The following is a 15,124-nucleotide window of genomic DNA, read 5'->3' as shown; positions in this document are numbered from 1 at the left end:
TCGAAGATGCCGTTGATGTCGGCCTGCTTGGTGGTGCCGGCGTCGACGCCGTCCTGGAGCAGCTTCTTGTACGTCCCTGCGAGCGGGTCGGTGGTGAAGACAATGTTCTTCAGGGACCGGTCGATGACGTCGGCCGGCAACGCCTTGCCGGCCGCTGCCTTGAGTCCATCATTGAGGACGGTGGCTTTCTCGGCGGCGGGCGCCGCGTTGAGCCAGTCGACGGATTCAACATGGCCCTTGAGGAGCGCCTGCACGGTGGCAGGGTGCTCGGCCGCGAACGTCTTGTTGACGATCAGGACGGTGGTGACGAACTCGCCCTTCTCCCACAGGTCCTTCTCATCGACCAGGACCTTCGCGCCGGCCTGGAGCACCAGGCGGGAGGCCCAGGGCTCGGGCAGCCACGCGCCGTCGAGCTTGCCGTCCTGGAACAGTTTGAGGGTCTGGGCGTTCTCGGTCGGGTTGATCGCGACGTCGCCGCTGCCGTCCGTGGAGGTCTTGAAGCCCTGCTTGCCGAGCCACGCGCGGAGAGCGACGTCCTGCGTGCCGCCGAGCTGCGGCGACGCCAGCGTCTTGCCCTTCAGGTCGGCCGCCGAGTTGATACCGGGTTTGACCACCAGCTGTGCCCCGCCGGCCGCGGCGCCGGCGATGATGCTGATGGACTGGCCGCTGCTCTTGACATAGGAGTTGATGGCCGGGTTGGGGCCGATGTACGTGGCGTCGATGGCGCCGGCGTTGAGGGCCTCGATCGCTGCCGGGCCGGCGTTGAAGACCTGCGTGCTGAGCTTGGTCTGGCCGAGTTCCTTGGCGATGAACCCCTTGTTGACACCCACCAGGGCCGGAGCGTGGGTGATGTTGCCAAAGTAGCCCAGCCGGAGCTCCGTGGCGGGGCCAGCCGCGGCCGGGGCAGCCGCTGCTTCATTGTTGCGCGAAACCGTCGACGCCACCGCGGCGCCGCCGCCGATCAGGAGCACCAGAGCGGCGACGAGGGCGATCTTACGACCACGGGGACGGTTGGAGCCTCGGGTTTCTCCCGCAACAATGCGGATGGACCCTGGCTGGTCATTGGATGTCATGGAAATGTCCTTCAGTGAATGGGGGAACCGGAGAGGGTCTGTGGCCGATGACCTGATCAGGGCGCCACAGCTGGCGATCGAGTGTTCAGATCGGGTCAGGTCAGGCGTAACCGCTAACGCTCCCGGAACAGGTGGAACGCCACAGGTAGGTTGTTTCAGCGTGCCGGAACGGCGGCTTGGCATGACACTACGGACCCTTTCCGGATCCCAACAACGGGCGGCGTCACCGTAGGTCACCCGCGGACACTGAAGGTCACTGGCGGACACGGAAGGTCACCCTGCGTCGTAAACGTTCATCGGACCTCCCGCTGCTGAGGGTCCCGCGTGCGGGAACCGTGACCCCAGCAGCAGCCCAGCGTCGTGGTTAGCCGGACACGGGCAAGCCTTCAAATTTGTCACAACACCCGTGACTGGAATGCCAGACAGCGGCCCGCTCACATTGAATTATGGACCCAACCGAACAGTCAGGCCCGGAGCTGGCGAGGGATTCCGCCTGTGTATCGGCCCTGGGCTCCTCGATGTTCCGTCATTTCCGCATCGAAGATGCGAAGGCCTGCACCAGGGTCTGCCGCAGGATCCGGTTGTGGGCCGCGCCTTCCCCGCCATTGGAAATGGCCGACATTGTCCAGGCACTATCGTGATTGGACGCCCTCACTGGAGCCACCGTCCTGCTCGCCCGTCATCTCCACCCGCTCGATGACATCGACACCACACCTCTCAGCAATGCCGAGGCCGCCATGACATCGCTGCGCCAGGATCTGACTTCCGACGAAGCAGTCGCGTGCATTCTGGCTGAGAGCCCGAGAGCGGGCTGCGTTCCCCGATCAAGGACAGAGCACGGTGCCCCCTCCGGTCGCACAAACCGGCCGCGACAGCTTCCCACCTATTCCCCTGCCGTGAAAAATCCTGTGGTAATCGGCCGTCCGTGAGGCCAGGTTTCGCTGATGAAGTCCCGAAGAGCGCGGGGAATCGGTGCGGAAGAGGCCGGGCTGATGCAGTTGTGCCTGCCCGCCGCTTTGGAACTCTTACGGAGTTCCTGAGGTTTCTCCGACGCTATGTCCACCCTGGCCTGGGCCTCTGCTGCGGCGGAGGAGCGGGCGACACGGATTGGAGGGAAACACAACTCCGCCCAGAGTTGCTCGATACGCCCCACGGTCTCCTGAAAAGCCTCAAGGTGGAGCGAGAAAATATATGCCCACGGTTCGACCGGAGCGGCGCATATCAGTTGCTGGAGAGAGGGGCCTTCCTTGAGGTTCCATTCCTCTGCCAGAGTCTGCGCCGCCATGCACCGTGCGAGACCAGCGATCTGGAGTTCGGTATAGATTTCCCTGACCTGTAACTGCCCTTGCCCGGCGTCCCGGGGATACAGCATCACTTTGCGGATATTTGCGTCCAGAACAGAATGCAAGGATTCGAGATGGCGCCGTTCCTCCCAGAGACGGACTGAAAGTTCGTTGACGAGTGATCCGGCTCGCGCTTTGTGCGCGTTCGGGACCGGAGGCCCGACCCTAAAGATATTCTCTGGCGTGGCGCGGGGAACACTCCAGTGTGTATTTCCGTTCATTCCAGTCCTCAGTTGGTAAATGGAACCGGACCACCTCCCTGCGTCCACGGACATCGTCCATTCGGGTGGTCTGCCTCTGGTTACGTGGATCCCGTCCCACACCAGGCGGGGTGGGCGCGGGGCGGGCGCCTATGGCGTCTGGGGGCTCCATATCGGCGTCGACGCTCGCGCGGGCAGGTTAGCGTCACGTAACCGGGAGATCCTTCGCCGACGTTAGCGGCGGTTTTAATTCGTAATATGCCTAGGATGCATCGACATTCTCGTAGCCGGTCCAGCAGCATGAAGTCGTTTTCTACAGCGATTTTATGGTTGCGCATCAAAAGGACAAAATTCACTACGGCACGTGAAGTCCTGTTCGGGACGGCAGGGAACTCGATCCTATCGATGGAACCGTGTATGCGTCGCCGTAAGTAGTCCCCAAAAATCATGTGACTGGGATTCCAGACAGCGTTGAACCAACAATGGAGTATGAACCCGATCGACAAATTGGGCCCGGAGCTGGTGCTAGCCTTCAATTGCGTCGCTGCCGTGGGCTCGTCCATGGTTCGCCGTTTCCGCATCGCAGATGCGAAGTCCTGCACCAGGGTCTGCCGCAGAATCCTCTTGTGCACCACAGCTCCCCCGCCTTCTGACGCGACCACCGTCTGCGCGCTGACCTGCATCGATGCCATCGCCACTGCAACAACCCTGCTGACGCGTCGTCTGCACCCCCTCGAGGACATCGACGCAATACACCTGAGCGCCGCCGAGGCGGCCGTAGCATCCGTGCGCCAGAGCCTCACTTCCGAGGCAGCTTTCGTTCTCTAGTCGGCCTGAGAACACACAACCGAGTCGCATTCCCGCTGCGCAAAAGGAGTGCCCCTGCCTCACGAACCGTCTCGCAAGCCGGTCCCGGTCGTCGGCTGCTCTTCAACGTCCTGGCCACTCGCCGATTCGATTCCGACCGAAAGTGGTCGGAGTAACCATGGTGGGGGCGGCCAACGCAGCGTTCGGCTCTCGTGTTCCCTCAAGCGGTCGGCTCCGTTGTGTCAACGCGTGTGGAGCCAGCGCGCAGGCAATGGTGCGGCCCACGACCTCCCGCCGGCCCTTGCTCTTTGCATCCCGGTTGCTGTTCCAATGGCCGGAACTGTGCTCGAGGTGGGTCGTGAACCAGCGATGGTGTGCCGTGTTCGAAGCGGAATCCTTCCGCCGCCTCGGCTCGACCTCTACAGCGGGGGGATTTCAAGCCCCGGGTCAGCGGGGTCAGGACCTACCTCCTGCGGTACATTCCTTTGAGGCTTAGTGCTCAGGATTTCCACACAGTGTTTCCTGTGGAGGAATCACTGCGTCGTCCTACCCTCCGGTGGATCTCGAAGATCCTCTTAGACCAATGTCATAAACCATGGCGAACAATGCGGCTGCCGCCTGCTTGTAGCTATCCGACAAAATCCTGACTTCAGCCGGAAACTAGCGTCAGCGTTGAGATATACCCACAGTCAGCGCAGAGGACCATCAATGACGATTCAGGCAGATCCGGCGATCACCCGGAACAAGATTCTCGAAACAGCCCGTCAGCAGGTCCTGGAAGAAGGACGCGGGCTGACGCAGGACCAGCTCGTGGACGTCCTGCGCCTTCCCGATGACGCGCTTCCGGCAGCTCTCCAGCTGGCCCATGAGGTCCGGCTCAGGCACTGCGGCGAGGACGTGGAGGTGGAGGGCATCATCTCCATCAAGACCGGCGGATGCCCGGAGGACTGCCACTTCTGCAGCCAGTCAGGGCTCTTCGACTCCCCCGTCCGCGGCGTGTGGCTCGATATCCCGGAACTGGTCAAGGCGGCCAAGGAAACGGCGGCGACCGGGGCAACGGAGTTCTGCATCGTGGCGGCCGTCCGCGGGCCCGACATCAAACTGATGAACCAGATCAAGTTCGCGATCGACCGCATCAACGAAGCCGTGGAGATCAACATCGCCTGCTCGCTGGGCATGCTCACCCAGCGCCAGGTGGACCAGCTCGCGGCCTGGGGCGTCCACCGCTACAACCACAACCTGGAAACCGCGCGCAGCTACTTCCCCGAGGTGGTCACCACGCACAGCTACGAGGAGCGCCTGGAGACCTGCGCCATGGTCAAGGCTGCCGGCATGGAGCTCTGCTGCGGGGCCCTGATCGGCATGGGTGAATCGCTCGAACAGCGGGCCGAACTCGCCGCCCAGCTCGCGGCCCTCGAACCCCACGAGGTCCCTTTGAACTTCCTGAACCCCCGGCCCGGGACCCCGCTGGAGAACCAGGGGATCATGGACGGCAAGGACGCGCTGCGCGCGATTGCCGCGTTCCGGCTGGCCATGCCCAGGACTGTGCTGCGCTACGCCGGCGGCCGGGAGCTGACCCTCGGCGATCTCGGCACCAGGGACGGCCTGCTCGGCGGCATCAACGCCGTCATTGTCGGCAACTACCTCACCACGCTGGGCCGTCCCGCCGACGCGGACCTGAACCTGCTGGTCGAGCTGAACATGCCCATCAAGGAATTCCAGAAGACGCTGTGAAAGCTTCACGCGAGAAACCGCACGTCACCGGCGACCCGGCGGCCCCGGCCACCGGCACGTATTGCGGGCACTGCGGGGAGCCCGACGACGGCGGCTCTCTCCCGTCGTCGGACCCGCACCTCCCCTGCCGGCAACGGCTGGTGCTGGAACCCCCGCGCTATTGCGCCGCCTGCCGGCGGCGGATGAAGGTCCAGGTCACACCGGCGGGCTGGTCCGCCGAATGCTCCCGCCACGGAGTGATGGTCCGATGACACCGGTCCCGGCCGAAGGGAGCCTGATTCAGCGGGACCGCGCACGCCTGTGGCACCCGTATGCCCCGGCGTCCCCGGCCCTCCCGCTGTGGGAAGTCGAAGCGGCCGAGGGCGTGCACCTGCGGCTCCGCGGCGACGACGGCACGCGGCACAACGTGGTGGATGCCATGTCCTCGTGGTGGTCGGCGATCCATGGTTACCGCCACCCCGTGCTGGACGCCGCGGCGAAGCGGCAGCTGGATAGCTTCAGCCATGTGATGTTCGGCGGCCTGACCCATGCCCCGGCGGTGGAACTGGCCGAGCGGCTGGTGGACATGGCCCCTTGCGCGCCAGGGCGGCCGGGCCTGGAGCGGGTCTTCCTTGCAGATTCCGGCTCGGTGTCGGTGGAGGTCGCTCTGAAGCTGGCCGTCCAGTTCCAAACCGCATCTGGCCACCCCAAAAGGCAGCGGTTCCTAAGTATCCGCGGCGGATATCACGGCGACACCTTCGCGGCGATGGGGGTCTGCGATCCCGTGGACGGCATGCACTCGGCCTTCCCCGGCTTGCTGGCCGGCAACGTGTTTGCTCCCCGTCCCCCGGCCGCTGCGTCGGCAACCCCAGAGTCGGTTCAGGCGTGGGCCTCGGAGCTCCAAGACATCGCAGCCGCGCATTCCGGGGAGCTGGCCGCCATCATCGTCGAACCGCTGCTCCAGGGGGCCGGAGGCATGCACGCCTACCCGGCCGAATGCCTCACAGCGTTGCGGCAGGTGGCGGACCGGCACGGGCTGCTGCTCATTTTCGATGAGATCGCCACCGGTTTTGGCCGTACGGGCGAGCTGTTTGCCGCCGGTCACACAGGCGTCGTCCCGGACATCATGTGCGTGGGCAAGGCCCTGACCGGAGGCTACCTGACCCTCGCCGCCATGCTCTGCACGGACGAGATTGCGTCGACGATTTCCAACGGCCGGGCCGGGGCGCTGCTGCACGGCCCCACCTTCATGGGCAACCCGCTGGCGTGTGCAGTGGCCAACGCCAGCCTGGGCATCATCGACGGCGGCGGCTGGCGGGCCGACGTCGCCCGGATAGCCGCCGGCCTGGAGTCCGGGCTCGCCCCTGCCCGGGACCTGGAGGCTGTGCGGGATGTCCGCACTCTCGGGGCGGTCGGGGTCATCGAACTCCACGACAATGTTGACGTCGCCGCGGTCACTGCCGCGGCCATCCGGCACGGGGTCTGGGTGCGCCCGTTCCGGAACCTCGTCTACACCATGCCCCCGTACATCAGCACCGCGGCGGACATCGAACGCATCACCGCGGGCATGACGGCAGCCGTCGCCGAAGTTCACGAGCCCGCCCCAACACGGTCCGGAGTCACAGCACGGTCCGGAGGTGCGGCATGAGCGCCTCGATGACCCAATGGCTCGAGCGGCAGGCCACCGTTCGGGACCGGCGTGGCCTGGACCGATGCCCTGTCCCCCGCGCCGCGGACGAACAGTTCATCGACCTGGCCAGCAACGACTATCTGGGGCTTTCGGCGGACCCGCGGGTTGCGGGGGCGGCGGCGGCGGCCGCTTCGCAGTGGGGCACGGGCGCCACATCCTCGCGTCTGGTCGCCGGAACCACCCAGCTGCACCTGGACCTCGAGCAGGAACTGGCCATGCTCACCGGGATGGAAACAGGACTGGTGTTCTCCTCCGGGTACCTGGCAAACATCGGCGTGATCACGGCGCTGGGCGGCCCCGGGACCCTGATCGTCGCGGATGAACACTGCCACGCCTCGATGATCGACGGATTCCGGCTCAGCCGCTCCCGCGCCGAATCGTTCACCCACAACAGCGTTGAAGATGCCCGCCTGCTGCTCGCCGACCGTCCGGAGCCGCGCGCACTCATCGCCGTCGAATCCCTCTACAGCGTCCTCGGCGACGAGGCCCCGCTCACGGACCTGCTGGCTTTGGCAGAGCAACACGACGCCGTGCTGCTCATCGACGAGGCGCACAGCCTCGGAGTCACCGGCACCGGCAGCTTTCAGGGTCGCGGTTCCGTGGCCGGGACGGACCTCGCCGGACACCCGAACGTGGTTCTCACGGCAACGCTGTCCAAAGCCCTGGGCAGCCAGGGCGGGGCAGTCCTCGGCCCACCCCTGCTGCGCGAACACCTCATCAACCGGGCCAGAAGCTTCATCTTCGACACCGGGCTGGCCCCGGCCTCGGCAGCGGCGGCCCTCGCCGGGGTGCGGATCATCAGGGACGAGCCCTGGCGCGCGGGAGCCGTCCGGGACAACGCCGCGGCACTGGCCGCAGGTCTGGGCCTCGTTCTTGCGGGCCGCGGGGCCACGATCGAGCGAGCGGCGGGGGCCGTGCAGTCCATTCCCCTGCCGTCCGCCGCAGCGGCCCGGGCCGCTGCGGAGGCCGCGCGCCTGGCGGGGGTGCGGGTCGGTTGCTTCCGCCCGCCGTCCGTCCCCGATGGGATATCGCGGCTCCGGCTCACCGCACGCGCCACCCTGACATCCGAGGAAATCGACGAGAGCTGCGCAGTGCTGCGCGGCATTTTGGAGGAACTTCCATGATCCTGCCCGGCATCATCCTGGTCACCGGAACGGACACCGGCGTCGGCAAGACCATCACGACGGCGGCCCTCGCCGCCGTCCTCCACGGAACGGGGCGCAGCGTCGCGGTCTACAAGCCCTGCCAGTCGGGAGCCGCCGCCGGCGATTCCGACGCGGCCGAGATCCTTCGGCTCGCCGGCGCCGTGACAGCAGAAACCGGCGTCGTGCTCCACGAGCCATTGGCGCCCGTCGCGGCCGCCGCCCTCGACGGAACACCACTCCCCCGGCTGGCCGTGCATGCCGCACGCGTCCGCGAGCTCGCCGCGTCCCACGACCACGTCCTGGTGGAGGGCGCGGGCGGCCTGCTCGTGGAGCTGGACTCCGACGGCGGCACGCTCGCCGACCTGGGCTCGCTTCTGGCGGCCGAGTTCGTGCTTGTCGCCCGACCGGCCCTCGGGACCCTGAACCACACCGCGCTGACTCTCGAAGCGCTGGCCGCCCGGGATCTTCGGGTCCTTGGCCTGGTGCTCGGGAGCTGGCCATCCGCCCCTGAGTTTGTCCACCGCAGCAACCGGGACGCGCTCGGATCGCTGCCAGCTCCCTTCCTCGGCGCCCTTCCGGAACGGGCCTCGGAACTGATCCCGGCACGTTTCCGTACAGAGGCGGCGGCATGGCTGAACGGACTGCTCGCATGAATGCATCACTACCGGCCGCTGGACCCGTAGCGCCGCAGACGAAAAGCCTTCAACAGGCCCAGTGCCCGTACTTGGTGGTGCGTGACCCGGAGGCCGTCCGGGACGTCCTGCACCGGCCGACCGATTTCAGCCCCGCCAATGCCTTGGTCGCGGTGACGCCGTTGTCGGGAGGGGCCCTGCGGGTGCTGCAGCGCGTGCGCTTCGCATTGCCTCCCGTTCTGGCCAGCAACGACACGGACGCGCATGCGGGGATCCGCAAGGTTGTCGCGGGCTATTTCACCCCGGCCACGGTCGCCGCCATGGAGCCGCGCATCCGGGAACTTGCGCAGGAAGCTGCGGTGTACGCAGCGCAGCAGCTCGGCCGCACCGGCCACGTGGACCTGGTTCAGGCTGTGGCGGCGTTCCCGCCGGCGGTCGTCATGCTCGAACTCCTCGGGCTGCCGGTCCGGGACATGGTTCCGCTCAAGCGCTGGGGCCTTGAGTCCATGGAACTGTTCTGGGGATGGCCCGACGAAACCCGGCAACTCGAACTCGCCCACAGCGCCGCCGGCTTCTACGTCTGGCTGCGCCAGCTCGTTGGCGAGTCCGTCACGGCCCCCGGGCGCAACCTGTTCAAATCCCTCGCCGACCACGGTTTGTCCACCCCCGAGATCTGTTCGCTCGGCTACTTCCTTCTGATCGCCGGACAGGAAACCACTACCCAGTTGATCAGCACCGCCCTGTTCCGCCTCCTGGAAGGGTCAGCGCCTGTGAGCTGGACCGACGCGGCCTCTGAGGCAGGCTCCACGTCCATGGTCCGGCACGTGCTTGCCACCGAATCATCCGTCCCTACCTGGCGCCGCGTGGCAGCCCAGGACACAAGGCTGGCCGGGGAGCAGATCCTGGCCGGCACGGAAATCCTGCTCGAACTCTCCGGCAACCACATCACGGCCCCCGTCGAACCGGGCAGATGGCCCCCGCAGACACACACCGCGCCCACCAGACCCTCGACCGCCTACGGACTGGTCTTCGGCTCGGGCATCCACCGCTGCCTCGGCGCCAAACTCGCAGAACTCGAAGCGGCCATCATCGTCCAAGAAACCGCCTCAGTACTACCAGAAATCCAATTACGGGGCCACGAGCCCGAGTGGATCCGGTTCCTGTCCTTCCAGGCACCCCGGACAGTCACCGTGACGAACAGGAAAACTGACCGCACGAGAGGTTCCTGACAACGACCAGCATCAAAAGAGGCAGTCTTCCCGCCCTGAGACCGCTCCCCCAACGGCAAATCCCGAACCCATCTGTCACATGTCAGGTTGAAATCCAAGACCCTCGGCACGGGTGTCAGATTCGGGCAAAGCAACCGTAGCCTGACATGAACGCAGGCCCTTACCTGACGTCCGGTTGGGGTATACCCCAACCACACGGCCCTTCTGATAGAGGAGCGCTATTGATTGACAGCCGCTCTGCGCGCGAAGCGGGGGAAGTCACTTACTGCCCCCAACCAAGGGCCCAGATTAATCTGCCAGCCATGGCAGCCGAGGAGGCCTACTCGATCCTGCCAGATTTCATGAACCACGGGCATGAGGAGCATGACCCTAAGGCTCAATAGCTGCATGACGAGCGGATGCACTCCACTGCTAGGACCGTTAGGCCTAAGTCTCCAGGGGCCTGCCTCGAGGAACACTGCCCGGGTCTGCGGTGAACAAGTTCCCTTCGTTGTACTGGCGCTCCAAAGCCTCGACCTCACGCTCCACGGCAGCGAGGATGAAGTCCGAGAGTGTTCTGGATCCGGTCAGGTGACGGGTCGCCATGTACGCGGATCGCATCCGGGCGCCCGACTCCTTCGACTGGAAGAAGCTGGTCTTCCGGTACTTCTTCTTTTCCGGCTCCGACGGCTCGGGAGCCGGTTGCCGCAGAACGGCTTGGACCTGCTGCGGAGGGTGCTGCACCGGCTGGACCGGCGGCATGTAGGTGACATGTTGGGGCTGCTGAGCCGGCGCCTGTTGCGCGGTGGCCTGCTGGACTACCGGCACCGCGACTACGGGAGCGGGTTGAACCGGCGCTACCTCAGTCGGCGCCGGTGGAAGTGCGGGTGCTGCGGAGGTAGGTATCTGCTCGGGGTCTGCCATGGAGGTCGGTACGGATTGCAGTGTCGCCGGCTGTGGATCCGCGGCCGGCTCATCTGCCATGCGCGTCATGTCGGCGATGACGCTGGTGTTGCGTGCCTTGGTCAGTCCGCTGCGTTTCCGGACGGCGTCGAGAGCGACGGGGGTGCCTCCGCGTTCCGGGGCGGGTCCTGGGCGGTTCATGACTCTGCACCTTTCCAGATCTGCGTGGCCAGCTGGACCAGGTCGGCCCGATGCGGGGCGGCTTCGGAGCCCCATGCCCGCAGCGGCTGCGAGGCCGCCTGCGCCTTGGCGAACACTTCGCGGTCCTGAAGCATCGGTTCGAAGACGAGGTCACCGAAGTTGGCGTTGATCTTCTCAATCCAGTGCACCTGGTCAGCACGCTTCTTTTGCTTGTTGACGATGACACCCAGGAGCTCGATGTTCTCGTTCAGGTTCTCCTGGACCTCGCCGATGGTCGTAACGATTTCGGACAGTCCCTCTACTGAGGCGACCCGGGGCTCGGTTATCAGAAGAGCGTGCGTGGCTGCCGTCAGGGCGTTGACGGTCAGGAGCCCCAGCGATGGTGCGCAGTCGATCAGGACGATGTCGTATTCGTCCGCGACACCCTTCAGGGCGATCCGAAGCCGGTGCTCGCGGGCCATCATAGAGTCGCGTTCGCGGGATGCCAGATTGCGTTCGGCCGCGATCAGGTCGAGGCGCGGGAAAGATTCATTCTTGTCGGCCTTTGGCTGCCAGGCTTCCCCCGCCGGCATGATGGCGTCGCCAGCGACACCCGGCATGATCTTCTGGTTGTTCGACTCGTCGCCGTAGAGGACATCGTTAAGGGTGAACTCCGGTCCCGTCACGCCCAGAGCGGAGGTCACGTTGTACTGCGGGTCCGCGTCGATGACTAGGACCTTTTTACCGAGCGTTCTGGAAAAGACCTCAGCCAGTCCGGTCACGAGGGTCGTCTTGCCGACGCCACCCTTTTGGTTGCAAACGGCGATGATCTTTGCCGACATGTCTTGGGTACCTTCCGTTGCACTCCTGGTAGAAAAACGGTGCGGCAGAAGGCCCCCCCGTGTGACGGGAACTCATCGGGCCGGCAACCGATGAGACCAGACTAGCGGTGCTCCTCCGGTCTGCTTGAGCGCCACGCGGGAGTCGCGGCGCAAATGGTTCTTTTCACGCGTATCCCACCTTTGGTGCAAATGGCACCAAAAGCGCAGCTTGAGAAAACGGCGCATATACCACTCTTTGCGCATGTTTCCACCTATGGAACCTTTTCCGCATGCCGCAATGGAGCAAGCATGTCGACTGGTGCGCAAAAAGAACCATTTGCGCAAATTCAATGGATCCTGAGGACCCTCTGCCTCAGGTTGGGGTTCCCGCGTAGTGCTTCCTTTTTGCGCATGTCGAGCGTGGTGGCACAGGTCGGCTAAAAAGTGGGGCTATACAGAGCGCCGCCCTGACAGCTTGTCGCAAATGGTTCTATTTGAGTAAGCGGTGTCTCGCCGGAAATGGCAAAGCCCGTTGCGCATATGGTGGCATTTGCTCAAAGGAGCGGGCAACAAAGAGGTGCAACATTCGATTCTAAAAATGGAGGTATTTGCGGGCGGGCGGTCCAGGTTCTACCCGGCCGCCTATGGTGGGATTTGCGCCAATCAGGTGCTAACGCAAATGCCACCACATGCGTTTTTAGTACCAATAACTCAAATGGAGAGATTTAAGAAAATTCCGGATCTGCCGCAAAAAGTGCCTTATGCGCATATGGTGACATATGCGCTGGCAGCCCATGCTGCCAGCTCCACAGGCACCGAGCCAGGTCAGGGGGCGCTCTTCCCGGACCACTCCACACTGGCGCTGAAGTCACTCGGCTTACTCCCGTCCACTCCACTGCCGGCTAGACCAGCACCAGGGCAATCACCGAGCGGTGGATTCTTCCCTGGCCGACGAAGTTTCCTGACGACCCTCTCCCCGGGAACCGGAACCGGTGCACCCCGCCTGGGTGTGCTCGCGGGCAAATGGTTCCATTTGTAGTCTCGAGGAAATCGTTCTCTTTCTGTCGGCAGGCATTTGGGTGACGAGGGGGAGTCAGGACCGGATGCGTGGATGTGCGCAAAAGGAGACATTTCCGATTATGGGTCAATGGTGGCATTTGCTCATGACGTCTCTTTGGGGCATGGGGCCGAACATTCTCCAGGCACGTAGTTGCTTACGTTGTGTCGGCGGACGCCCGACGCCGGCCAGGGGAGTGCACGTCCCGAAGGGTAACCGTCACCCTAGGCCACGCTGGAACTGGTCTTCTATAGTTGCGGCAGCGCGGGGGAGTAGGTGCGGTGTGGTCGCCGCCTTTTCTCCAATGGAACCATTTGCGCATTCCGATGTGGAATTGACCCGGCCGGCGGCACAGTCGTGACGTCGGGGGAGCGGGGATCATCGCCCGGCCGGGGCACTATCAACCACATCGCCCGCGGAATGGCATGAGAAGGGCATCGCAAATAAGATCGGCGCAATGATCCGTCAACCAAGTTAGCCAGTCCTAGTGAATGCCATGTCCGTGAGCGCCCACTCATCAGGTGGACCCTCGAAGGCTTCCCACGGGTAGTCCTCGCCGGGGGAGAGGAGCTCGGCGACGGTGTTGACGTTCTTGGACAGCCATTCCTTCCACAGGATCCGTTCGATCCGGTAGCGCCGCAGCTGCGCTGCCACAGCTTCCATGACCCCGAAGTGCTCGGCGAGGTCTTTCAGTGACGTCGATGCCACCACCGACCAGGCCCGTGCGTGGTTCCGGGCGATCATGTTCCAGGCGGCCATCACCTCAAGCGCCTCACTGACAGCTGTCCTCGAGAGCCTGGTCAGCTTTACGATCTCGGATGTTGACAGGCCGGGGGAGTGTTCCAGTGCCTCGTACACGAAGGCCGCCGGCAGTCCCAGTTCCCTGAAAACTGGCCGAAGCGCGTGGATTTTCCCCTTCCGCCAAGTCAGGTCTTCAGCCGCCGTCTTCACCTCCTCCGGCACGGTTAGCATGTAAAGGTCTCCCTTGGTACCGCGGCCCCGTTCAACGAGGGTCACCAACGGGTCCTTCTCGTTGCGCAGGGCTCTGAGGTGTGATCCGACCGTGGTGTGGTCGAGGCCGGTGGCCACCGCGATGGACCGGTCACCGAATTCAATGAACCTGGACGCCGTCATGTGTGCTGCCTCCCCCAACGACCTCAGCACCATTCTCCTGGCCAGCCCTGTCCTTGACTCGGTGTAGGAGTGTTCCTTCAACCGCAGTGCATTTCGCCAGGTCCGGATGAACCGATGCTCACCATCGGGATTTGATGAGATCGGATTTCCCTGCAGTACGGGGGGCTGTGTATTTGGCTGGCTTGTGGGGAATATACGGGCATTGTTCTTTCCGTCCCTGGTCCCGGCGTTTTTGCTCAGATACGCGATCGCATTCAGCCAGTCCCTGCGCAATGCCGGAACCCGGTGCCGGGAGGCGTAGCGGGCATAGAAAGATGCCAGTCCGGGCCAGGTCCCCTGCATCATCCGGCGTTCGACGTCGACGAGTTCCAGTCCGGCGGCCGCGGCCCCCGTGACAATGGCCTGTCGTGCCTCCGAATCGGAGGCGTACCGGTTGGTGTCGTATAGCCCCGTCTGGGCCATCAGCTGCATGGCCCGGGACATCCGCCCGGCCGGGTGCTGGAATCGGGACGTCTCGGCGGTGGCCGGTGTGATCGTGCCTTCGAGACGGAGCGCCCTGACCGCGGTGATCTCCCCCGCCAGGTCGGCGTTCATGGCTGCCCATGCGGTGGCCGAGTTGGGCCGCCGGGCAACGTCGTAGGCCATGGACAATGACATGGCGAGTTCCTGGTGGCCGCCGCGTTTGTGCGGGGATCCGGGTGTGCGCATGCAGCCATGCAGGAGGTTCTGGTGCGGGGTCTTGTCCAGGCTCCGGTACCGGGTACCCAGCGCCTCGACAAGATCACGCGCTTCAGAAAACGTGACCCGCTGCTCGAGCGGGATGTAGACGTGCCGGCCGCCATTGGGGGAGTAGTCCTCAATCCAGCGGGCACCGACCGAGTGCAGCCACGTCTGGACAGCGCGAACGTCGGCCTCGACCCAGTCAATACCGGCGACGGACGAGTCAAAGTCAAGGAAAATCGCAGCGCAGGTGCCGTCCTTGCCAAAAATCCGCACCGCCGCAGGGAACGTGGGCAGCGTCTCACTGAGAGTGCGCTCGTGCTTTTGCGGGTACGTCTTGCCGGCGTCTCGAGAGAGGCGAACTCGGGGCTGACCTGCGAGAAGAGGCGCCAAGGCAGCCCACGCTTGAGCGGGGCTGTGCGTTGAGGATGGCCCGCGCGACACGCCAGCGCTGTATGTGGCTGGCAGCACGCGGGCGTGCTGTTGTACGATGATGCT

At 64.6% G+C, this 15,124-nt stretch carries 12 protein-coding genes; 7 read left to right on the top strand and 5 right to left on the bottom strand.

The genetic code is table 11. From position 1 onward, the window contains the following. Nucleotides 1–1,073, bottom strand: a 1,073-nt coding sequence (locus AC1DNG_RS21060) for an ABC transporter substrate-binding protein (RefSeq protein WP_476888231.1), incomplete at its 3' end; no start/stop codon positions are given. Between the two features lie 883 nt (nucleotides 1,074–1,956). Next, complete coding sequence (locus AC1DNG_RS21055) at nucleotides 1,957–2,637, bottom strand: hypothetical protein (RefSeq protein WP_476888230.1); 681 nt, start codon at nucleotides 2,635–2,637, stop codon at nucleotides 1,957–1,959. A 468-nt stretch (nucleotides 2,638–3,105) separates the two neighbouring features. Between AC1DNG_RS21055 and AC1DNG_RS21050 the strand changes: the two genes are divergently transcribed. From AC1DNG_RS21050 to AC1DNG_RS21020, 7 genes are all read left to right on the top strand, one after another. Then, complete coding sequence (locus AC1DNG_RS21050; RefSeq protein WP_476888229.1) at nucleotides 3,106–3,444, top strand: hypothetical protein; 339 nt, start codon at nucleotides 3,106–3,108, stop codon at nucleotides 3,442–3,444. A gap of 687 nt (nucleotides 3,445–4,131) precedes the next feature. Next, nucleotides 4,132–5,157 carry a biotin synthase BioB gene (bioB, locus tag AC1DNG_RS21045; protein WP_476888228.1) on the top strand — a complete coding sequence of 342 codons (1,026 nt, stop codon included), beginning with the start codon at nucleotides 4,132–4,134 and terminating at the stop codon, nucleotides 5,155–5,157. Next, nucleotides 5,154–5,408 carry a biotin synthase auxiliary protein BsaP gene (gene bsaP / locus AC1DNG_RS21040; protein ID WP_476888227.1) on the top strand — a complete coding sequence of 85 codons (255 nt, stop codon included), beginning with the start codon at nucleotides 5,154–5,156 and terminating at the stop codon, nucleotides 5,406–5,408. The genes bioB and bsaP overlap by 4 nt, the downstream gene beginning before the upstream one ends. Continuing rightward, complete coding sequence (locus AC1DNG_RS21035) at nucleotides 5,405–6,784, top strand: adenosylmethionine--8-amino-7-oxononanoate transaminase (protein WP_476888226.1); 1,380 nt, start codon at nucleotides 5,405–5,407, stop codon at nucleotides 6,782–6,784. Before bsaP ends, AC1DNG_RS21035 begins: the two co-directional genes overlap by 4 nt. 8 nt (nucleotides 6,785–6,792) lie before the next feature. Beyond that, nucleotides 6,793–7,950, top strand: a complete 1,158-nt coding sequence (locus AC1DNG_RS21030; RefSeq protein ID WP_476888234.1) for an 8-amino-7-oxononanoate synthase — start codon at nucleotides 6,793–6,795, stop codon at nucleotides 7,948–7,950. Next, nucleotides 7,947–8,624: a dethiobiotin synthase gene (gene bioD, locus AC1DNG_RS21025; RefSeq protein WP_476888225.1), complete on the top strand. Its 678-nt coding sequence runs from the start codon at nucleotides 7,947–7,949 to the stop codon at nucleotides 8,622–8,624. The genes AC1DNG_RS21030 and bioD overlap by 4 nt, the downstream gene beginning before the upstream one ends. Continuing rightward, entirely contained in the window at nucleotides 8,621–9,832 is a 1,212-nt protein-coding gene (locus tag AC1DNG_RS21020) for a cytochrome P450 (RefSeq protein WP_476888224.1), read from the top strand. The genes bioD and AC1DNG_RS21020 overlap by 4 nt, the downstream gene beginning before the upstream one ends. Nucleotides 9,833–10,258: 426 nt before the next feature. Here AC1DNG_RS21020 and AC1DNG_RS21015 read toward each other — a convergent pair whose 3' ends face one another. From AC1DNG_RS21015 to AC1DNG_RS21005, 3 genes are all read right to left on the bottom strand, one after another. Continuing rightward, entirely contained in the window at nucleotides 10,259–10,915 is a 657-nt protein-coding gene (locus tag AC1DNG_RS21015; RefSeq protein WP_476888223.1) for a ParB family protein, read from the bottom strand. Further along, nucleotides 10,912–11,736 carry a ParA family protein gene (locus AC1DNG_RS21010; RefSeq protein ID WP_476888222.1) on the bottom strand — a complete coding sequence of 275 codons (825 nt, stop codon included), beginning with the start codon at nucleotides 11,734–11,736 and terminating at the stop codon, nucleotides 10,912–10,914. The genes AC1DNG_RS21015 and AC1DNG_RS21010 overlap by 4 nt, the downstream gene beginning before the upstream one ends. Nucleotides 11,737–13,246: 1,510 nt before the next feature. Further along, the gene (locus AC1DNG_RS21005; protein WP_476888221.1) at nucleotides 13,247–15,097 is read right to left on the bottom strand and encodes a MarR family transcriptional regulator; all 1,851 of its coding nucleotides are present in this window, start codon (nucleotides 15,095–15,097) and stop codon (nucleotides 13,247–13,249) included. Nucleotides 15,098–15,124 lie beyond the last annotated feature (27 nt).

The organism is Arthrobacter sp. 01T425, assembly GCF_056398725.1.
Note: the sequence above shows the minus strand (reverse complement) of the source record. Positions and strands in the feature narration are given on the sequence as shown.

Bases quoted from the DNA above. Each gene is read 5' to 3' on its own strand.
- AC1DNG_RS21030 (WP_476888234.1), top strand. From the start codon at position 6,793: ATGACCCAATGGCTCGAGCGGCAGGCCACCGTTCGGGACCGGCGTGGC.
- AC1DNG_RS21015 (WP_476888223.1), bottom strand. From the start codon at position 10,915: ATGAACCGCCCAGGACCCGCCCCGGAACGCGGAGGCACCCCCGTCGCT.
- bioB (WP_476888228.1), top strand. From the start codon at position 4,132: ATGACGATTCAGGCAGATCCGGCGATCACCCGGAACAAGATTCTCGAA.
- AC1DNG_RS21010 (WP_476888222.1), bottom strand. From the start codon at position 11,736: ATGTCGGCAAAGATCATCGCCGTTTGCAACCAAAAGGGTGGCGTCGGC.
- AC1DNG_RS21020 (WP_476888224.1), top strand. From the start codon at position 8,621: ATGAATGCATCACTACCGGCCGCTGGACCCGTAGCGCCGCAGACGAAA.
- AC1DNG_RS21035 (WP_476888226.1), top strand. From the start codon at position 5,405: ATGACACCGGTCCCGGCCGAAGGGAGCCTGATTCAGCGGGACCGCGCA.
- AC1DNG_RS21050 (WP_476888229.1), top strand. From the start codon at position 3,106: ATGAACCCGATCGACAAATTGGGCCCGGAGCTGGTGCTAGCCTTCAAT.
- AC1DNG_RS21055 (WP_476888230.1), bottom strand. From the start codon at position 2,637: ATGAACGGAAATACACACTGGAGTGTTCCCCGCGCCACGCCAGAGAAT.
- bioD (WP_476888225.1), top strand. From the start codon at position 7,947: ATGATCCTGCCCGGCATCATCCTGGTCACCGGAACGGACACCGGCGTC.